2 protein-coding genes (1 of these 2 running past the window's edge) are annotated in these 19,109 nt (G+C 64.3%); both read left to right on the plus strand.

Annotated elements, in window-relative coordinates:
- A complete protein-coding gene (locus tag AC07VV_RS01145) occupies window positions 1-16,269 on the plus strand; it encodes an amino acid adenylation domain-containing protein (RefSeq protein ID WP_495034910.1) in 16,269 nt (5,422 codons plus the stop codon).
- Window positions 16,266-19,109, plus strand: the start of a protein-coding gene (locus AC07VV_RS01150; protein ID WP_495034911.1) for an amino acid adenylation domain-containing protein. The gene runs 11,805 nt beyond the window's last position; the window shows 2,844 of its 14,649 coding nt (coding positions 1-2,844); it begins with the start codon at window positions 16,266-16,268; its stop codon lies beyond the right edge, outside the window. The genes AC07VV_RS01145 and AC07VV_RS01150 overlap by 4 nt, the downstream gene beginning before the upstream one ends.

Here is a 19,109-nt window from a genome sequence, read left to right on the forward strand (position 1 = left end):
ATGCAATTTCGCGAGCTGATGGCTGTTATTTCCACCCATGCGATCCGCCTTCAACAGGACGATGAAGACCTGGTCATTCTGGGCGACGACGACGCGCTGGACGACGCGTTGTGGGACAGCCTCGCCAAGCACAAGGCGCAATTGCTGGAACTGGTGGCGAGCCACGGCGGCGACTGGTCGAGCCCGGCGCTGCGCATCACCCCGGACATGCTGCCGCTGGTGAAACTGGATCAGCCGGCCATCGACCGCATCGTCGCCACCGTGCCGGGTGGGGTGGCGAATGTGCAGGACATCTATCCGCTGGCGCCGTTACAGGAAGGCATGCTTTATCTGCACCTCGCGGCCGGCGAAGGTGATCTGTATGTGCAACAGGCGCAGTTCACCTTCGACAACCACGAACGTCTCGACGCGTTTGCCCAGGCGTTGCAATGGGTGATCGACCGTCACGACATCTTGCGTACCTCGTTTGTCTGGGAACGCCTGGACGAACCGGTGCAAGTGGTGTGGCGCCAGGCGCCGCTGGTCTGCGAAGAGGTGCAGCTCGACACGTCCACGGACGTGTTCAGCCAGTTGCAGGCGCGCTACGACGCCCGTCACTTGCGCCTCGATCTGCAACAGGCGCCGCTGCTGCGCTTGGTCTATGCACGGGATCCGGCGCAGGGTCGGATCGTCGCGCTGCTGCTGTTCCATCACATGATCATCGACCACGTTGCGCTGGACGTGGTGCGCCGCGAAATCCAGGCCTGGCTGCAAGGGCTGACCGAACAGGTTGCGCCGGCGGTGCCGTTTCGCAATCACCTGGCGCGGGCGCGCATGTCCCTTGATGAGCAGGCCCACGAAGCATTCTTTCGCGAGATGCTCGGTGATATCGACGAACCGACACTGCCGTGGGGCCTGCAGGATGTTCACGGCGGCGGGCAGGGTTTCGAAGACGCGCAGCTGACGCTCAGCGACGCACTGAACCTGCGACTGCGCACGCAAGCGCGGCAACTCGGCGTGAGCGTGGCGAGCCTGATGCACCTGGCGCTGGCTCGGGTGTTGGGCCAGTTGTCCGGGCGCACCTCGGTGGTGTTCGGCACCGTGTTGCTGGGGCGGATGGAGGCGGGCGACGGTGGCGAGCAGGCGCTGGGCATGTTCATCAACACCTTGCCGCTGCGGGTCGATGTCGGCGCGCAAAGCGTCTACGACGGCGTGCTCGCCACACACCGACGGCTGAGCGCCTTGCTCGCTCACGAACAGGCCTCGCTGGCATTGGCCCAGCGTTGCAGCGCGTTGAGCGCGCAGACGCCGTTGTTCAGCGCCATGCTCAACTATCGCCACAGTGCTGTCGGTGATGTTGCCGAGGTGATCGAACTGGCCCCCGGTGTCCAGGTCCTGAGCGGCAAGGAACCGACCAACTATCCGCTGACCCTGAGTGTCGATGACTTGGGCAGTGGTTTCCGACTGTCCGCCATCGCCCCGACCGGCATTGGCGCCGAACGCGTCTGCGGCTACGTGCAAACTGCACTCGACGCCTTGCTGGACGCTCTGGAACAGTCGCCTGAGACACTGATCAACCAGTTGCCGATTTTGCCGGAGCACGAGCGTCAGCAATTGCTGGTGGGCTTCAATGACAGCCGCGTCGATCTCGATCTGGAACAGACCGTTCACCGCCTGTTCGAGGCTCAGGTTCAGCGCACGCCACAGGCCATCGCGTTGCAGGCTGATGAACAAACACTGACGTACTTTGAGCTTAATGCGCGGGCCAATCGCCTGGCTCACCGATTGCGTGAGCTGGGTGTCGGGCCGGACACGCCGGTGGCGATCTGCGTCGAACGCGGGCCTGAACTGGTGATCGGCCTGCTGGGCATTCTCAAGGCCGGCGGCGCTTATGTGCCGCTGGACCCGGCGTACCCGGCGGAACGCCTGAATTACATGCTCAAGGACAGCGCCCCGGTGGCGCTGCTGGCGCACGGCGCGACCCGGGCGATGTTCGAGGCGGGCGGTGTGCCGTTGCTCGATTTCGATCAGGACCACTGGCAGGACTATCCCGATCACAATCCTCACGTGCCGGGCTTGAACGCTTCGAACCTGGCCTACGTGATCTACACCTCGGGTTCCACCGGCACGCCGAAAGGGGTGATGGTCGAACACCGTGGCCTGGGCAATCTGCTTCATTGGAGCTCGCAGGTTTGCCCGCCCGTGGCGGACGGCGCGCTGTTGCAGAAAACCCCTTACAGTTTCGACGCCTCGGTCTGGGAGCTGTTCTGGCCGTTGACGGCTGGCCTGCGGCTGGTGCTGGCGCGTCCCGACGCGCATTTCGAACCGGCGTATCTGACGCAAGTGGTGCGCGAGCAGCGTATCAGCGTCATCCAGTTCGTCCCGGCGTTGCTGCAACAGTTCCTCGACGTGGAAGACGTCAGTCAATGCACCAGCCTTACGGATGTTTTCTGTGGCGGCGGCGAGCTGACCCCTGCGTTGGCCCTTCAAGTGCGCGAGCGTCTGCCGCAGGTGCGTTTGCATAACGTCTATGGCCCGACCGAGGCTACGGTGGACAGCACGGTGTGGACGCTGGAGCCGTCGATGCCCGTGCCGGAAGCGCTGTTGCCCATCGGCCGACCGGTCAGCAACACCCGTTTGTACATTCTCGATGAACAGTTGCAACCGCTGCCGATGGGCGTGGCCGGTGAGCTCTACATCGGCGGCGTACAGGTGGCGCGGGGGTATCTGAATCTTGCGTCGCTCACCGCCGAGCGCTTCCTCGACGATCCATTCAGCGATCAGCCGAACGCGCGGCTGTACCGCACGGGCGACCTGTGCCGCTATCGGGCTGATGGCAACCTCGAATACCTCGGTCGTAACGACGATCAGGTAAAGATTCGCGGTTTGCGCATCGAACTCGGGGAAATCCAGGCGCGACTGATTCAACTCGACACCGTGCTCACGGCCGAAGTGCTGGTGCGCGAAGACGTGGCCGGCGATCCACGGCTGGTGGCGTACTACAGCGGTGAGCCGCTGGACATCGGCAAACTGCGCAGCCATCTGCTGGAGCAGTTGCCGGATTACATGGTGCCGACGGCGTTCGTCCATCTCGACGCCATGCCGCTGAGCCCCAACGGCAAACTCGACCGCAAGGCCTTGCCGGCCCCGGATCAAAGCGGCCAGTTGCTGCGCGGGTACGAGGCGCCGGTCGGCGATGTGGAATGTCGCATCGCCGAGATCTGGCAGGCCCTGCTGAACGTCGAGCAGGTCGGTCGCCACGACAACTTCTTTGAACTGGGCGGCCATTCCCTGTTGGCGGTGAAGCTGGTCGAGCGCATGCGCCAGCAGGAGTTGAGCTGCGATGTGCGGGTTCTGTTCGGCCGGCCTACCGTGGCGGGGCTGGCGGCAACCCTGGGCGCGTCGTCCAGCGTTCAAGTGCCGGTCAATCGCATCACCCCGGACTGCCAATACATCACGCCAGACCTGCTGCCCCTGGCCTCGCTGGATCAGGCCGGCATCGACCGGATCGTGGAAAGTGTCCCCGGTGGCGTCGCCAATGTGCAGGATATCTATGCGCTGGCGCCGTTGCAGGCGGGGATTCTGTATCACCACATGGCGGCAACTGCGGGCGATCCTTACGTGTTGCAGGCGCAATTCGTGTTTGACGGGATCAATTCGATCAAGGCGTTCGTGCGCGCCGTGAACGTGGTGATCGCGCGCCACGACATCCTGCGTTCCAGCGTGGTCTGGGAAGGCCTCGAAGAGCCGGTGCAAGTGGTCTGGCGTGCGGCGCCGCTGGCGCTTGAACGAGTCGATGCCGACCCGCAGGACGGCGACGTGCTGCAACAGATGCAGGCACGTTTCGACCCGCGTCACTACCGTCTGAACCTGGGCCGCGCGCCGATGATGCGCTTTGCCTACACCGAGGATCCGCAGCAACAACGCTGGGTCGGCATTCTGTTGATGCACCACTTGATGCTCGATCACACCGCGCTGGAAGTGCTGGTGACCGAGATGAACAGCGTGCTGCACGGCCACGCCGCCGAACTGGCGACCCCGGTGCAGTATCGCAACTACGTCGCACAGGCACGGCTCGGCGCGGATGCCGAGGCGCACGAAGGATTTTTCCGCGACATGCTCGGCGACATCGACGAGCCGACCCTGGCGTTCGGCGTGCAGGACGTGCACGGCGACGGCAGCGCGGTAGTCGACAGCCAACTCACGCTGGATACCGCGCTGGCCTTGCGTCTGCGCGAGCAGGCGCGCCGGCTCGGTATCAGCGTCGCAAGTCTGGCGCACCAGGCCTGGGCGCAGGTACTGGCGCAGCTTAGCGGCCGGGACGAGGTGGTGTTCGGCACGGTGTTGCTGGGCCGGATGCAGGGCGGCGAGGGCGCCGACCGAGCGTTGGGCCTGTTCATCAACACCTTGCCGCTGCGGGTCAGCGTGACCAGCACGGCGGTGCGCGAGAGCGTGCTCGCCACCCATGAACGGCTGGCGCAGTTGCTTGCGCATGAACAAGCGTCACTGGCGCTGGCCCAGCGTTGCAGCGGGGTTTCGGGGGCGTTGCCGCTGTTTGGTACGTTGCTCAACTATCGCCATAGCGCGCCGCAGGCTGCCGGCTTGACCCTGGACGGCATTGAATTGCTCAGCTCCCGCGAGCGCAGCAACTATCCGCTGGTGGTCAGCGTCGATGACCTTGGCGAAGGCTTGCGTCTGAGTGTGCAAGCGGTGCCGGGTATCGATGGTGCGCGGGTCTGCGAGTACATCAACATTGCCTTCGACAGTCTGGTGCAGGCGCTGGAGCAGACGCCGCAACTGGGTGTCGATCAGTTGTCGATTCTGCCGCGGGATGAGCGTCGGGAGTTGCTGGTGGGTTTCAATGACACTCACCGGGATTACCCGTCGGGTTCGACGGTTCATGGTCTGTTCGAGCAGCAAGTGAAACTGCATCCGCAAGCTGTGGCGGCGGTGCATGGCCACACGGTGCTGACGTATGAGGAACTGAATCAACGGGCCAACCGACTGGCCCACCATCTGATCGGGCAGGGCGTGCAGCCGGGGGATCATGTGGCGATCCTGCTGCCGCGTTCGCTGGATCTGCTGGTTGCGCAACTGGCCATCGGTAAATGCGCAGCGGCTTATGTACCACTGGACATCAACGCCCCGGCCGAGCGTCAGGCGTTCATGGTCGAGGATTGCGGGGCGAAAGCGCTGTTGACCTTCAGTACTGAAACGGTTGATTACGCTGTGCGCCGTATTGATCTGGATGCGCTGCCGTTGGACGCGCAACCGACGCACAACCCGGACCTGTCGCAGTCTTCGGAATCCGTGGCCTACATCATGTACACCTCCGGTTCCACCGGCACACCGAAGGGCGTGATGGTGCCGCACCGGGCGATCGGCCGACTGGTAATCAACAACGGTTATGCCGATTTCAACTCACAGGACCGCGTGGCATTTGCGTCCAACCCGGCGTTCGACGCCAGCACCATGGACGTCTGGGGGCCGCTGCTCAACGGCGGGCGAGTGGTGGTGATCGATCACGCGACCTTGCTCGATCCTCACGCATTCGGACAGGAATTGGCGGCCTCGGGCGTGACGGTCCTGTTCGTCACCACCGCGCTGTTCAACCAGTACGTTCAACTGATCCCCGAGGCACTGAAGGGCCTGCGCATTGCGCTCTGCGGTGGTGAACGCGCTGACCCGGCCGCCTTCCGCCGCCTGCTGGCCGAGGCGCCGAACCTGCGCATCGTCCACTGCTACGGCCCGACCGAAACCACCACCTATGCCACGACGTTTGAAGTGCACGAAGTGGCAGAAACCGCCGACAGCGTGCCGATTGGCGGCCCGATCTCCAACACCCAGGTCTACGTGCTCGACGCTCGCCAGCAACCCGTGCCGATGGGCGTGACCGGCGAGCTGTACATCGGCGGCCTAGGCGTGGCGCTGGGTTACCTCAATCGCCCGGACCTGACCGCCGAGAAATTCCTGAAAGACCCGTTCAGCGGGCAACCGGGCGCATTGCTGTATCGCACCGGCGACCTCGCACGCTGGCTCGCGCCGGGCCAACTGGAATGCATCGGTCGTAATGACGATCAGGTGAAAATTCGCGGCTTCCGCATTGAACTGGGGGAAATCGAAAACCGCCTGCTGAACTGTGAAGGGGTCAAGGAAGCCATCGTGCTGGCCCGTCAGGACGGTCAGGAACCGTTACGCCTCGTGGCATATTTCACCGCCGAAGAGGGCGTGGACAGCGCCAGCCTGCGCGAACAATTGCAAGCACGCCTGCCGGAATACATGGTGCCCTCGGCCTGGGTGCAGCTCAACGCCTTGCCGCTGAACAACAACGGGAAAGTCGACCGCAAGGCCTTGCCGTTGCCGGATCCGAGCGCCTGGCTCAGCCAGGCATACGAAGCCCCGCAAGGCCCGGTGGAAACCGCGCTGGCGCAGATCTGGGCCGATGTCCTGAAGCTGGAAAAGGTCGGTCGCCACGACAACTTCTTTGAACTGGGCGGCCATTCGCTGCTGGCGGTGAGCCTGATCGAGCGCCTGCGCCGGATCGGCCTGAGCACCGACGTGCGCGTGCTGTTCAGCCAACCAACCCTGGCAGCATTGGCAGCGGCGGTGGGCAGCGGACGCGAAATCGAAGTGCCGGCCAACTGCATTCCTGCTGATTGCACCCACATCACCCCGGACCTGCTGAGCCTGACCGAACTGGATCAGGCCAGCATCGAGCGGATCGTCGCCACCGTACCGGGCGGTGCTGCCAATGTGCAGGAAATCTACCCGCTGGCGCCGTTGCAGGAAGGCATCCTTTACCACCATTTGAGTGCTGAGCAGGGTGACCCGTACCTGCTGCAATCGCGGCTGGCCTTCGACAGTGTCGAACGTTTGCGTACCTTCACCGACACCTTGCAGCAGGTCGTCGCCCGCCACGACATCCTGCGTACCAGCGTTGTCCACGAAGGCCTGGCGATTCCTCATCAAGTGGTGTGGCGCCACGCCGAGCTGGTGGTGCAACACGTAACGCTGAACCCGGCACAGGGCGATATCCTCGAGCAGTTGCACGAGCGTTTCGATGCCCGTCACTACCGCCTCGACATCAGCCAGGCGCCGCTGCTGCGCATGGTCTATGCCGAAGACCCGAAACAGCAGCGCGTGGTGGCTATCCTGCTGTCCCATCACCTGATCCTCGATCACACCGCGCTGGAAGTGATCGTTGAAGAAATGCGCGATGTGATGTTCGGTGAGATCGACCACCTTTCGGCGCCGATCCCCTATCGCAACTACGTCGCCCAGGCACGTCTGGGGCTCGGCGAGCAGGAGCACGAAACGTTCTTCCGCGAGATGCTCGGTGATATCGACGAGCCGACGCTGCCGCTAGGACTGCGGGATGTGCAGGGTGACGGTCACGGCGTCGAGGAAGCGCTGCAACCGGTGGCTGCCGAACTCAACGGGCGCCTGCGTGAACAGGCGCGGCAACTGGGCGTGAGCGCGGCCAGCCTGATGCACCTGGCCTGGGCGCAAGTGCTGAGCGTGCTGTCGAACCGCCGCGATGTGGTGTTCGGCACGGTGATGATGGGGCGGATGCAGGGTGGCGATGGCGCCGACCGGGCGCTGGGGGTGTTCATCAATACCTTGCCGCTGCGCATCGATGTCGGCGCCGGCGCGCGCGACGGGGTCAAGGCGACTCACGCACGGCTGACGGCGTTGCTCGGGCATGAACACGCCTCGCTGGCGCTGGCCCAGCGTTGCAGCGGTGTCGCGGCGTCGTCGCCGCTGTTCAGTGCCTTGTTCAACTACCGTCACAGTGCCCCCGCAGAGCCGTCGCAGAACGGCCAGGGCATCTGGGAGGGCGTGCAGAAACTCGGTGGTGAAGAGCGCACCAACTACCCGTTGACCCTGAGTGTGGACGATCTGGGTGAAGGGTTTGCCTTGTCGGTTCTGGCGGTCAGCCAGATCGGCGCGCAACGGATTTGCAGTTACATGCACACCGCGCTGGAGCAACTGGTGCAGGCGCTGGAACAGACGCCGCAAAAGCCGCTTAACCGCTTGCCGATCCTTTCGGCCGCGGAACTGGAACGTCTGGTCGACGGCTTCAATCCACCGGTCACGGCCTATCCCCGTGGCGCGACGATTCACGCAATGATCGAGGTTCAGGCCGAGCGCAATCCGAATGCGCTCGCGGTGATTCAAGGTACGCAACAGCTGACCTACGGGCAGCTCAATCAGCGCGCCAACCAACTGGCCCATCATTTGATCGGCCTCGGTGTACAACCGGATGACCGCGTCGCAATTTGCGTGCGTCGTGGCCCGCAGATGCTGGTCGGGCTGCTGGCGATTCTCAAGGCCGGCGCCGGTTATGTGCCGGTGGATCCGGCGCATCCGGTGGAACGCATCGCCTACCTGTTGCAGGACAGTGACCCAGTGGCCGTGCTGGCCCAGGCTTCGACCCGGGAGCTGCTGGGCATGATGCCGGTGATCGATCTGGACAGTGACGCCTGGCAACACCTGCCTGAGACCAATCCGCAACTGCCGTACCTGACTCCGGCGCACCTGGCGTACGTGATCTACACCTCGGGCTCCACTGGCCAGCCGAAAGGCGTGATGGTCGAGCACGCGACCCTGGAAAACCTCGTGCACTGGCACGCCGAAGCCTTTGACCTGCATGCCGGCAGCCACACCGCCAGCGTTGCCGGGTTCGGTTTCGATGCCATGGCCTGGGAAGTCTGGCCGGCGCTGTGCGTTGGCGCGACCCTGCACCTGCCGCCGGAATCGGTGAGCAACGAGCATCTGGACGAACTGCTCGACTGGTGGCGAGCGCAGCCGTTGCAAGTCAGCTTCCTGCCGACTCCGGTGGCCGAATACGCCTTCAGCCGCGAGTTGCACCATCCGACCTTGCGCACCTTGCTGATCGGCGGGGACAAGCTGCGCCAGTTCAACCGTGCGCAGAGCTTTGCGGTGATCAACAACTACGGCCCGACCGAGGCCACGGTGGTCGCTACGTCCGGGCCGGTGGAAGTCGGCCAACCGCTGCACATCGGCCGTCCGATGGCCAACGCCCGCATCTATCTGCTCGATGACCAACAACGTCCGGTGCCGGTGGGTGTGACGGGCGAGCTGTACGTCGCCGGCGCCGGGGTGGCGCGGGGTTACCTGAACCGTCCCGATCTCACCGCCGAACGCTTTCTCGCCGACCCGTTCAGCGACCAGCCGCAGGCGCGGATGTACCGCACCGGCGACCTCGCGCGCTGGCTGGCGGACGGCAACATCGAATACCTGGGCCGCAACGACGATCAGGTGAAACTGCGTGGCGTGCGGGTTGAACTGGGGGAAATCGAAGCGGCGCTGGCCAGCCATCCGGCGGTGCAGGACGCGGTGGCGCTGGTGCGCGACGGGCAGTTGCTGGTGTGGTTCACCGAGCGTGCGCCGACCCATATCGAAGCCCTGCGCAATCATTTGCAAACGCTTCTGCCGCAAGCCTTGATCCCGGCGGCTTACGTGCGACTCGGCGCCTTGCCGCTGACCGCCAACGGCAAACTCGACCGCAAGGCCTTGCCGGAACCGGATCAGAACGCCTGGCTCAGCCGTGTATACGAAGCCCCGCAAGGGCCGGTGGAGACTGCGTTGGCGCAGATCTGGGCCGATGTCCTGAGGCTGGAAAAGGTCGGTCGCCACGACAACTTCTTCGAACTGGGCGGCCATTCGCTGCTGGCGGTGAGCCTGATCGAACGTCTGCGCCAGATCGGCCTGAACACCGACGTGCGCGTGCTGTTCAGCCAGCCAACGCTGGCTGCACTGGCCGAAGCGGTAGGCAGCGGTCGCGAAATCGAAGTGCCGGCCAACCGCATTCCCGTTGGCTGCACCCACATCACCCCGGACCTGCTGAGCCTGGCCGAACTGGATCAGCCGAGCATTGACCGGATCGTTGCCACGGTGCCAGGCGGCGCTGCCAACGTGCAGGACATTTATCCGCTGGCGCCGTTGCAGGAAGGCATCCTTTATCACCACTTGAGCGCCGAACAGGGTGACCCGTACCTGCTGCAATCGCGGCTGGCCTTCGACAGCGTCGAGCGGGTCGAGAGCTTTGCCGCAGCGCTGCGTCAGGTCATGGCACGCCACGACATCCTGCGCACGGCGGTGATCTGGCAGGAACTGGCCGAACCGATGCAAGTGGTGTGGCGTCACGTTGAGCTGCCGGTGCAGGAGATCTTGCTCGACCCGGCGGATGGCGACGTCCTCGAGCAGTTGCACGGGCGTTTCGATGCCCGACACTACCGCCTCGACATCAGCCAGGCACCGCTGCTGCGACTGGTGTATGCCCGTGATCCGGCCCACGACCGGGTGGTCGCGATGTTGCTGTTCCACCATGTCGTGATGGATCACACCGCGCTGGACGTGGTGCAGCACGAAATGCTCTCCTGCCTGCAAGGGCATAAAGCTTCGCTGGGCGCGGCCGTGCCTTACCGCAACTACGTGGCGCAGGCGCGTCTGGGTGTCAGCGAGCAGGAGCACGAAGCGTTCTTCCGCGACATGCTCGGCGACATCGACGAGCCGACCCTGCCGTTCGGATTGCAGGATGTACAAGGTGACGGTCGCGACATCGAGGAAACGCAACAGGCTCTGACCGAAGTGACCGGTCAGCGTCTGCGCAGCCTCGCGCGGCAACTGGGCATCAGCGTAGCCAGCCTGTTTCACCTCGCGTGGGCGCAGGTGCTGGCCGCGACGTCCGGGCAGGAACGGGTGGTGTTCGGCACAGTGCTGATGGGTCGGATGCAGGGCGGCGAAGGGGCCGACCGGGCGCTGGGGATGTTCATCAACACCTTGCCGCTGCGGGTCGATCTGGGGGAAATCCCGGTGCGCGAAGGGGCTCGGGCGACTCATGCGCGTCTGAGCGCATTGCTCGGTCATGAGCACGCGTCACTTGCGCTGGCCCAGCGTTGCAGCGGTGTGTCCGCGCCGTCACCGCTGTTCAGTTCGATGCTCAACTACCGGCACAGCGCCGACGAGGCGCAACAGCAAAGCGTGCGTCAGGCCTGGCAAGGCATCGAGACCCTGAGCAGCGAAGAACGCACCAACTATCCATTGAGCCTGGGCGTCGATGATCTGGGCAACGGTTTTGTGCTCACTGCCATGACCCCGGCGAACATCGGTTCGCAGCGCATCTGCGACTACATGCAGACCGCACTGGAGACACTCGCGGACGCCCTGGAACAGGCACCGGATCAACCACTGAATCGCTTGCCGATCCTTGAAGGCGCAGAACGTCAGCAGGTGCTGTACGACCTTAACGACACCGGCACCGCAGACGATCTGCAGCAAACCGTTCACGCGCTGTTCGAGGCGCAAGTGCAGCGCACGCCGCAAGCCATTGCGTTGCAGGCCGGTGAACAGCGGCTGACCTACGCCGAACTCAACGCACAGGCCAACCGTCTGGCCCATCACCTGCGCGAACTGGGCGTGGGGCCGGATTCGCGGGTGGCGATCTGCGTCGAGCGGGGGCTGGAGCTGCTGGTCGGTCTGCTCGGCATCCTCAAGGCTGGCGGCGCCTATGTGCCGCTGGACCCTGCGTACCCGGCGGAGCGTCTGGATTACATGCTCAAGGACAGCGCCCCGGTGGCGGTGCTGGTTCATGGGGCGACTCGCGCATTGCTCGATGAGAGCGCTGCACTGGTGATCGATCTGGATCAGGCTCACTGGACATTCAACCCGGATGACAATCCGCAAGTGCCGAACCTGAGCGCTTCGAACCTGGCCTACGTGATCTACACCTCCGGTTCGACCGGTGCGCCGAAAGGCGTGATGGTCGAGCATCGCGGCGTCGGCAATCTGTTGCACTGGAGTTCGCAACTGTGTCCTGCCGTTACGGACGGCGCCCTGTTGCAGAAAACCCCGTTCAGTTTCGATGCCTCGGTCTGGGAGCTGTTCTGGCCGTTGAGCGCCGGGCTGCGTCTGGTGCTGGCGCGTCCTGACGGGCACCGCGAGCCGGCGTATCTGGCGCAGGTGATTCGCGAGCAGCGGATCAGCGTGATCCAGTTCGTGCCGGTGCTGCTGCAACAGTTCCTCGAGCAGGACGACGTCAGCCAGTGCAGCAGCCTCACCGATGTGTTCTGTGGCGGCGGAGACCTGACGCCAGCGCTGGCTCGTCTGGTTCGTGAGCGTTTGCCGCAGGTGCGTTTGCACAACGTCTACGGCCCGACCGAGGCCACGGTCGACAGCACGGTGTGGACGCTGGAGCCTTCGATGCCGGTGCCGGGCAGCGCGTTGCCGATCGGACGGCCGATCATCAACACTCGTCTCTATGTACTCGACGCCGCCGAACGGCCGGTGCCGATGGGCGTCATCGGTCAGTTGTTCATTGGTGGTGCCGGGGTTGCGCGGGGCTATCTGGGGTTGTCGCAGTTGATGGCTGAACGGTTTATCCCGAGCCCGTTCGTGGCCGGCGATCGGCTGTACGCCACGGGCGACCTGGTGCGCTACCGCGCCGATGGCCAGCTCGAATTCATCGGGCGCAACGACTTCCAGGTCAAGCTGCGTGGCCTGCGCCTGGAGTTGGGTGAAATCGAAGCGCAACTGCTCAGCCATCTCGCCCTGCGTGAAGCCGTGGTGCTGGTGCGTGAGGAGCGTCTGGTGGCGTACTTCACCTGGCACGCCGAGGCCGGCCAGCCGGGGATCGAGGCATTGCGCGAACACTTGCTCGCACGCCTGCCGGACTACATGGTGCCGTCGGCATTCGTCGCGCTCGACAGCCTGCCACTGAGCCCCAACGGCAAGGTGGATCGCAAGGTGCTGCCGGCCCCCGGTGCCGAGTCGGTGCTGGTGCGTGAATACGAGCCTCCCGTCGGCGAGACCGAAATTGCTTTGGCCCGACTTTGGGCCGAGGTGCTGAAAGTCGAGCGGGTCGGACGTCACGATCACTTCTTCGAACTGGGCGGTCACTCGCTGCTGGCAGTGAGCCTGATCGAGCGCATGCGCCAGATCGGCCTGAGCACCGACGTGCGCGTGCTGTTCAGTCAGCCCACCCTGGCCGCACTGGCCGCCGCCGTGGGCAGCGGGCGTGAAATCGAAGTGCCGGCCAATCGCATCGCGGCCGGTTGCACCCGCATCACCCCGGACATGCTGACGCTAGTCACGCTGGATCAGGCCGCCATCGACCGCGTGGTGTCCAGCGTGCCGGGCGGCGCGGCCAACGTGCAGGACATCTATCCGCTGGCGCCGTTGCAGGAAGGCATTCTTTACCACCACTTGAGCGCAGGAGAAGGCGATCCCTACCTGCTGCAATCGCGGCTGGCGTTCGACAGCCTTGAACGTCTGCAGCGTTTCCGTGCGGCGTTGCAACACGTCATCGACCGCCATGACGTGCTGCGCACGGGCGTGGTGTGGGAAGGTTTGAGCGTGCCGGTACAGGTCGTGTGGCGTCAGGCTGAAGTCGTGGTGCAGGAGGTCATGCTAGATCCTGCGGCCGGCGACATACTTGAGCAGTTGCACGCGCGGTTCGATGCCCGGCATTACCGCCTCGACATCGCACAGGCACCGTTGCTGCGACTGGTGTATGCCCGCGATCCGGCCCGTGGCCGGGTGGTGGCGATGCTGCTGTTCCATCACATCGTGCTCGACCACACCGCGCTGGAAGTGGTGCGCCACGAAATGCAGGCGTACCTGCGCGGGGCTGACGAACCTTTGCCGGCGGCGGTGCCATACCGCAATTACGTGGCGCAGGCGCGTCTGGGCGTTTCGGAGTCGGAGCATGAAGCGTTTTTCCGCGACATGCTCGGCGACATCGACGAACCGACCCTGCCGTTCAGCCTGCGCGATGTGCGCGGCGACGGACGTGGCATCGAGGAAGTGCAGCAGGCGCTCGACAATGGCTTGAACCTGCGACTGCGCAGTCAGGCGCGGCAGATGGGCATCAGCGTGGCCAGCCTGTTCCACCTCGCCTGGGCCCAGGTATTGGCGGCGACCTCCGGGCAGGACAACGTGGTGTTCGGCACCGTGCTGATGGGCCGGATGCAGGGCGGCCAGGGCGCCGACCGTGCGCTGGGCATGTTCATCAACACCTTGCCGTTGCGGGTCGATCTGGGCGAGACCCCGGTGCGTGAGGCGGTGAAGACGACGCATCAGCGCCTCACCGCATTGCTGGGGCATGAGCATGCTTCGTTGGCACTGGCCCAGCGTTGCAGCGGGATTGCGGCGCCGTCGCCGTTGTTCAGTGCGATGCTCAACTATCGACACAGCCACGGTGCAGAGCATGCGGACAGCGTGGTTCAGGCCTGGCAGGGCATCGAGACCCTGAGCAGTGAAGAGCGCACCAACTATCCGCTGAGCCTGAACGTCGATGACCTGGGCAACGGTTTCTCGCTGATTGCCATGGTGCCGGCGGACATTGGCGCGCAGCGGATTTGCGGTTACATGCAAACGGCGTTGTTGGCATTGGTGGAGGCGCTGGAACAGGCACCGACGCAGGCGATGAATCGCTTGCCGATTCTTGAGGGAGCAGAGCGGCAGCGGTTGCTGTTCGATTTCAACGCTACCGATGTTGGTTATGAACTTCAGCAAAGCATCCATGGCTTGTTCGAGGCGCAGGTCTTGCGGTCGCCGCAGGCTGTGGCGGTGCTCTCAGGCGAACAGCGGCTGAGTTATGCCGAGCTGAACGCTCGGGCCAACCGTTTGGCGCATCACTTGCGCGGTTTGGGCGTCGGTCCGGATGCGCGGGTGGCGATCTGCGTCGAGCGCGGGCTCGAAATGGTGGTCGGGCTGCTGGCGATTCTGAAGGCCGGCGGCGGTTATGTGCCGTTGGATCCGGCGTATCCGCTGGAACGTCTGGCCTACATGCTGGAGGACAGCGCGCCGTTGGCAGTGCTGGTGCAGGGTTCGACTCGCGGGTTGTTGGGTGAGGTCGCGGTGCCGGTGGTCGATCTGGATCACCAGAATTGGCAATCACAGTCGTCCGATAACCCTTCGGTCGATGGACTGACCCCGCAGCACACGGCTTATGTGATTTACACCTCCGGTTCCACCGGCCAGCCGAAAGGCGTGATCAACGAGCACAGCGGGGTGGTCAACCGCTTGCTGTGGATGCAGGACGCTTATCGTCTGACGGCTGAAGATTCAGTGCTGCAGAAAACGCCGTTCAGCTTCGACGTCTCGGTGTGGGAATTCTTCTGGCCACTGATGACCGGCGCCAGGTTGGTGATGGCGCGTCCGGGCGGCCACAAGGATCCGCTGTATCTGAGCGAAGTGATCGAACGCGAACGCATCACCACGCTGCACTTCGTACCGTCGATGCTCGACGTGTTCCTCGCTCACGGTGACACCGCACGTTGCAACGGTTTGCGTCAGGTGATGTGCAGCGGTGAAGCGTTGCCGGGCAGTCTGGTGCGGCGCTTCAAGCAGCAATTACCGGGCAGCGACTTGCACAACCTGTACGGCCCGACCGAAGCGGCCGTGGACGTCACGGCGTGGGATTGCGCCGGGCCCATCGACACCACGCCGGACAACACGCCCATCGGCAAACCAATCGCCAACACGCGCATGTACATCCTCGATGCCCAGCAACAACCGGTGCCGCAAGGCGTGGTCGGCGAGCTGTACATCGGCGGCGTGCAAGTGGCGCGGGGTTACCTGAACCGTCCTGAACTCAGCGCCGAACGTTTCCTTCAGGATCCATTCCAGCCGAACGGCCGGATGTATCGCACCGGCGACGTCGCCCGCTATCTGGCTGACGGCAACATCGAATACCTGGGCCGCAACGACGATCAGGTGAAGATCCGTGGCCTGCGCATCGAACTCGGTGAAATCCAGTCTCGCCTGACCGACATCGGTGGCGTTCAAGAAGCGGCGGTGCTGGCCCGAGAAGATGTGCCGGGAGACAAACGCCTGGTGGCCTATTACACCGGCGCACGACTGGAAATCGACGTGCTGCGCGGTCATCTGCTGGAGCATCTGCCGGACTACATGGTGCCAGCGGTGTTCGTGCATCTCGATGCTCTGCCGTTGAGCCCCAACGGCAAACTCGACCGCAAGGCCCTGCCGGCGCCGGATCAGGCCTCGGTCATCACCCGCGAATACGAAGCACCGGTCGGCGAGGTGGAAATCCTCCTCGCCGGGCTCTGGGCCGAATTGCTCAACGTGGAACGGGTAGGGCGGCACGACAACTTTTTTGAACTGGGCGGACACTCATTGTTGGCGGTCAGTCTGATCGGCCGGTTACGTCAGGAAGGCATGGAAGCCGAGGTCAGGGCGTTGTTCGAACAACCGACCCTGGCCGGTTACGCCGCAATTACGGAAAGAATGGAGATCGTCCTGTGAACGTGATCGAACTGTTGGCAACACTCAAGGCTAAAGACATCCAGTTGGCGGTCACCGACGACCAGTTGCGCGTACAGGGCAACAAACAGGCGCTGAGCGATCCGGCGGTGCTGGCGCTGTTGCGCGAGCACAAACCGGCGCTGATCGAGCTGATCAAGGCCGGGCAGTATTCAGCGACCAAGAGCGGTCAGGTCGACGTGCCGGCCAATGGCATTGTCCCCGGCACCACGCGCATCACTCCGGCGATGCTGACCTTGGCCGAACTCGATCAGGCGACCATCGACCGTCTGGTCGACGACGTGCCGGGTGGCGCCGCCAATGTGCAGGACATCTACCCGCTGGCGCCGTTGCAGGAAGGCATTCTTTACCATCATGTCAGCGCCACGCAGGGTGATCCGTACGTGATGCAGGCGCATTTCGCCTTTGCCGATCGCGGGCGTTTGAACGCGTTCGTTCAGGCTTTGCAGGCCGTGATCGATCGCCACGACATCCTCCGTACGGCGGTGGTCTGGGAGGGACTGGATACGCCGCAGCAAGTGGTCTGGCGTCACGCCGAACTGCCGGTGGAAGAGATCGATGCCGAAGGCGATGCGCTGGCGTATTTGCACGAGCGTTTCGATGCCCGGGAATTCCGCATGGACGTGGGCCGGGCGCCGATGATGCGTCTGGCCCATGCCTGGGACGAAACCGGGCAACGTGTGGTTGCGACGTTGCTGTTCCATCACATGGCGCTGGATCACTCGGCGCTCGATGTGGTGCGCCATGAGATGCGCGCGTTCCTGACGGGGCAGGGCAATCTGCTGGGCCGGCCGGTCGCGTTTCGTGATTACGTGGCGCAGGCGCGGCTGGGTGTCAGCGAGAGTGAGCACGAGGCGTTCTTCCGCGACATGCTCGGCGATATCGACGAGCCGACCTTGCCGTTCGGTTTGCAGGATGTGCAGGGGGACGGGCACGGCATCACCGAGCTGAGTGTGCCGGTCGAACCGGCCTTGGGCCAACGTCTGCGGGGGCAGGCGCGGCAGCTCGGGGTGAGCGCGGCCAGTCTGTTCCACCTGGCATGGGCGCAGGTGCTGGCCACGCTTGCCGGCAAGCAGCGTGTGGTGTTCGGCACGGTGTTGATGGGGCGCCTGCAAGGTGCTGAAGCCACCGACCGGGCGCTGGGCATTTTCATCAACACCTTGCCGGTGCGGGTGGACGTCGATGCTCAAACCGTGCGCAGAGCCGTGCAGGCGACACACGCGCGCCTCACGACATTGATGCGCCATGAACACGCGCCGCTGGCGCTGGCCCAGCGCTGCAGCAGCGTGGCTGCGCCGACGCCGCTGTTCAGCGCCTTGCTCAATTATCGCCACAGCCATGGCGCGGCATCGGCGAGCGCACAAACCCTGTCGGCGTGGGAAGGCATCACCACTCTGCACTCGGAAGAGCGCACCAATTATCCGCTGACCCTGAGTATCGATGACCTGGGCGACGCCTTCAGCCTGACCTTGCTCGCCACCACTGAGGTCGATCCGCAACGGGTGTGCGATTACATGCTCGGTGCCCTGAGCGGTCTGGTGTCTGCGCTGGAACAGGCGCCGGATTCACCGATCAGCCAGGTGCCGATCCTGCCGGACGCGGAGCGCGAGCAGATCCTGCGCGGCTTCAACGCCACCCGGGCTGACTATCCGCAAGGGCTGACCATTCATCAGCGTTTCGAGGCGCAAGTCATCGAGCGGCCGGAAGCGGTGGCGGCGGTGTTCCTCGGTGAACAAGTGACCTATGCCGAGCTGAACCAGCACGCCAATGCACTGGCCCATCATCTGATCAGCCTGGGCGTTCGCCCCGATGATCGCGTGGCCATCGTCGCCCGCCGAGGGTTGGATACGCTGGCCGGGCTGCTGGCGATTCTCAAGGCTGGGGCCGGCTACGTACCGGTTGACCCGGCGTATCCCGCCGAACGCTTGAGCTATCTGCTCAGCGACAGCGCCCCGGTGGTGGTGCTGACCCAGAGCGATCTGCGTGATCGACTGCCGACGCTGGACGTCCCGGTGATCGACCTCGACCGCCGTACCTGGCCACTGAGTCTGGCCCTCGATCCGCAAGTGCCGGGGCTGACCACCGAACATCTGGCCTACGTGATCTACACCTCGGGCTCGACCGGTCTGCCCAAGGGCGTGATGGTCGAACACCGCACCCTGTCCAACCTCGTCGACTGGCATTGCGGCGCGTTCGATCTGTGCGCCGGCCGCCACACGTCAAGCCTTGCCGGGTTCGGCTTCGACGCCATGGCCTGGGAAGTCTGGCCGGCGTTGTGTGCCGGTGCGACCCTGCACCTGGCCCCGACCCGGGACGGCAACGAAGACATCGACGCTTTGCTCGACTGGTGGCGCGCGCAACCGCTGGATGTGAGCTTTTTGCCAACGCCAGTGGCCGAATACGCCTTCAGTCAAAACCTCGAACACCCGACCTTGCGCACGCTGCTGATCGGCGGCGATCGCTTGCGGCAGTTCAGCCGTCACCAGCATTTCGATGTGATCAACAACTACGGTCCGACCGAAGCCACGGTGGTGGCGACCTCGGGCAAGGTCGAGGCCGGGCAGACGCTGCACATCGGTCGGCCGGTGAGTAACGCCACGGTGTATCTGCTGGATGAGCAGCAACGCCCGGTGCCCATCGGCGTGGCGGGGGAGTTGTATGTCGGGGGCGCCGGGGTTGCCCGGGGTTATCTGAACCGTCCGGAGCTGACGGCTGAACGCTTTCTCGACGATCCGTTCAACAACGGGCGCATGTACCGCACCGGTGACCTGGCGCGCTGGCAGGGCGACGGCACCCTCGAATACCTGGGGCGCAACGACGAT

The sequence above is a fragment of the Pseudomonas sp. GW821-FHT02C04 genome (assembly GCF_059421845.1).

Excerpts from the sequence above, each read along its gene's own strand:
- AC07VV_RS01145 (WP_495034910.1), top strand. The coding sequence starts at position 1 with ATGCAATTTCGCGAGCTGATGGCTGTTATTTCCACCCATGCGATCCGC.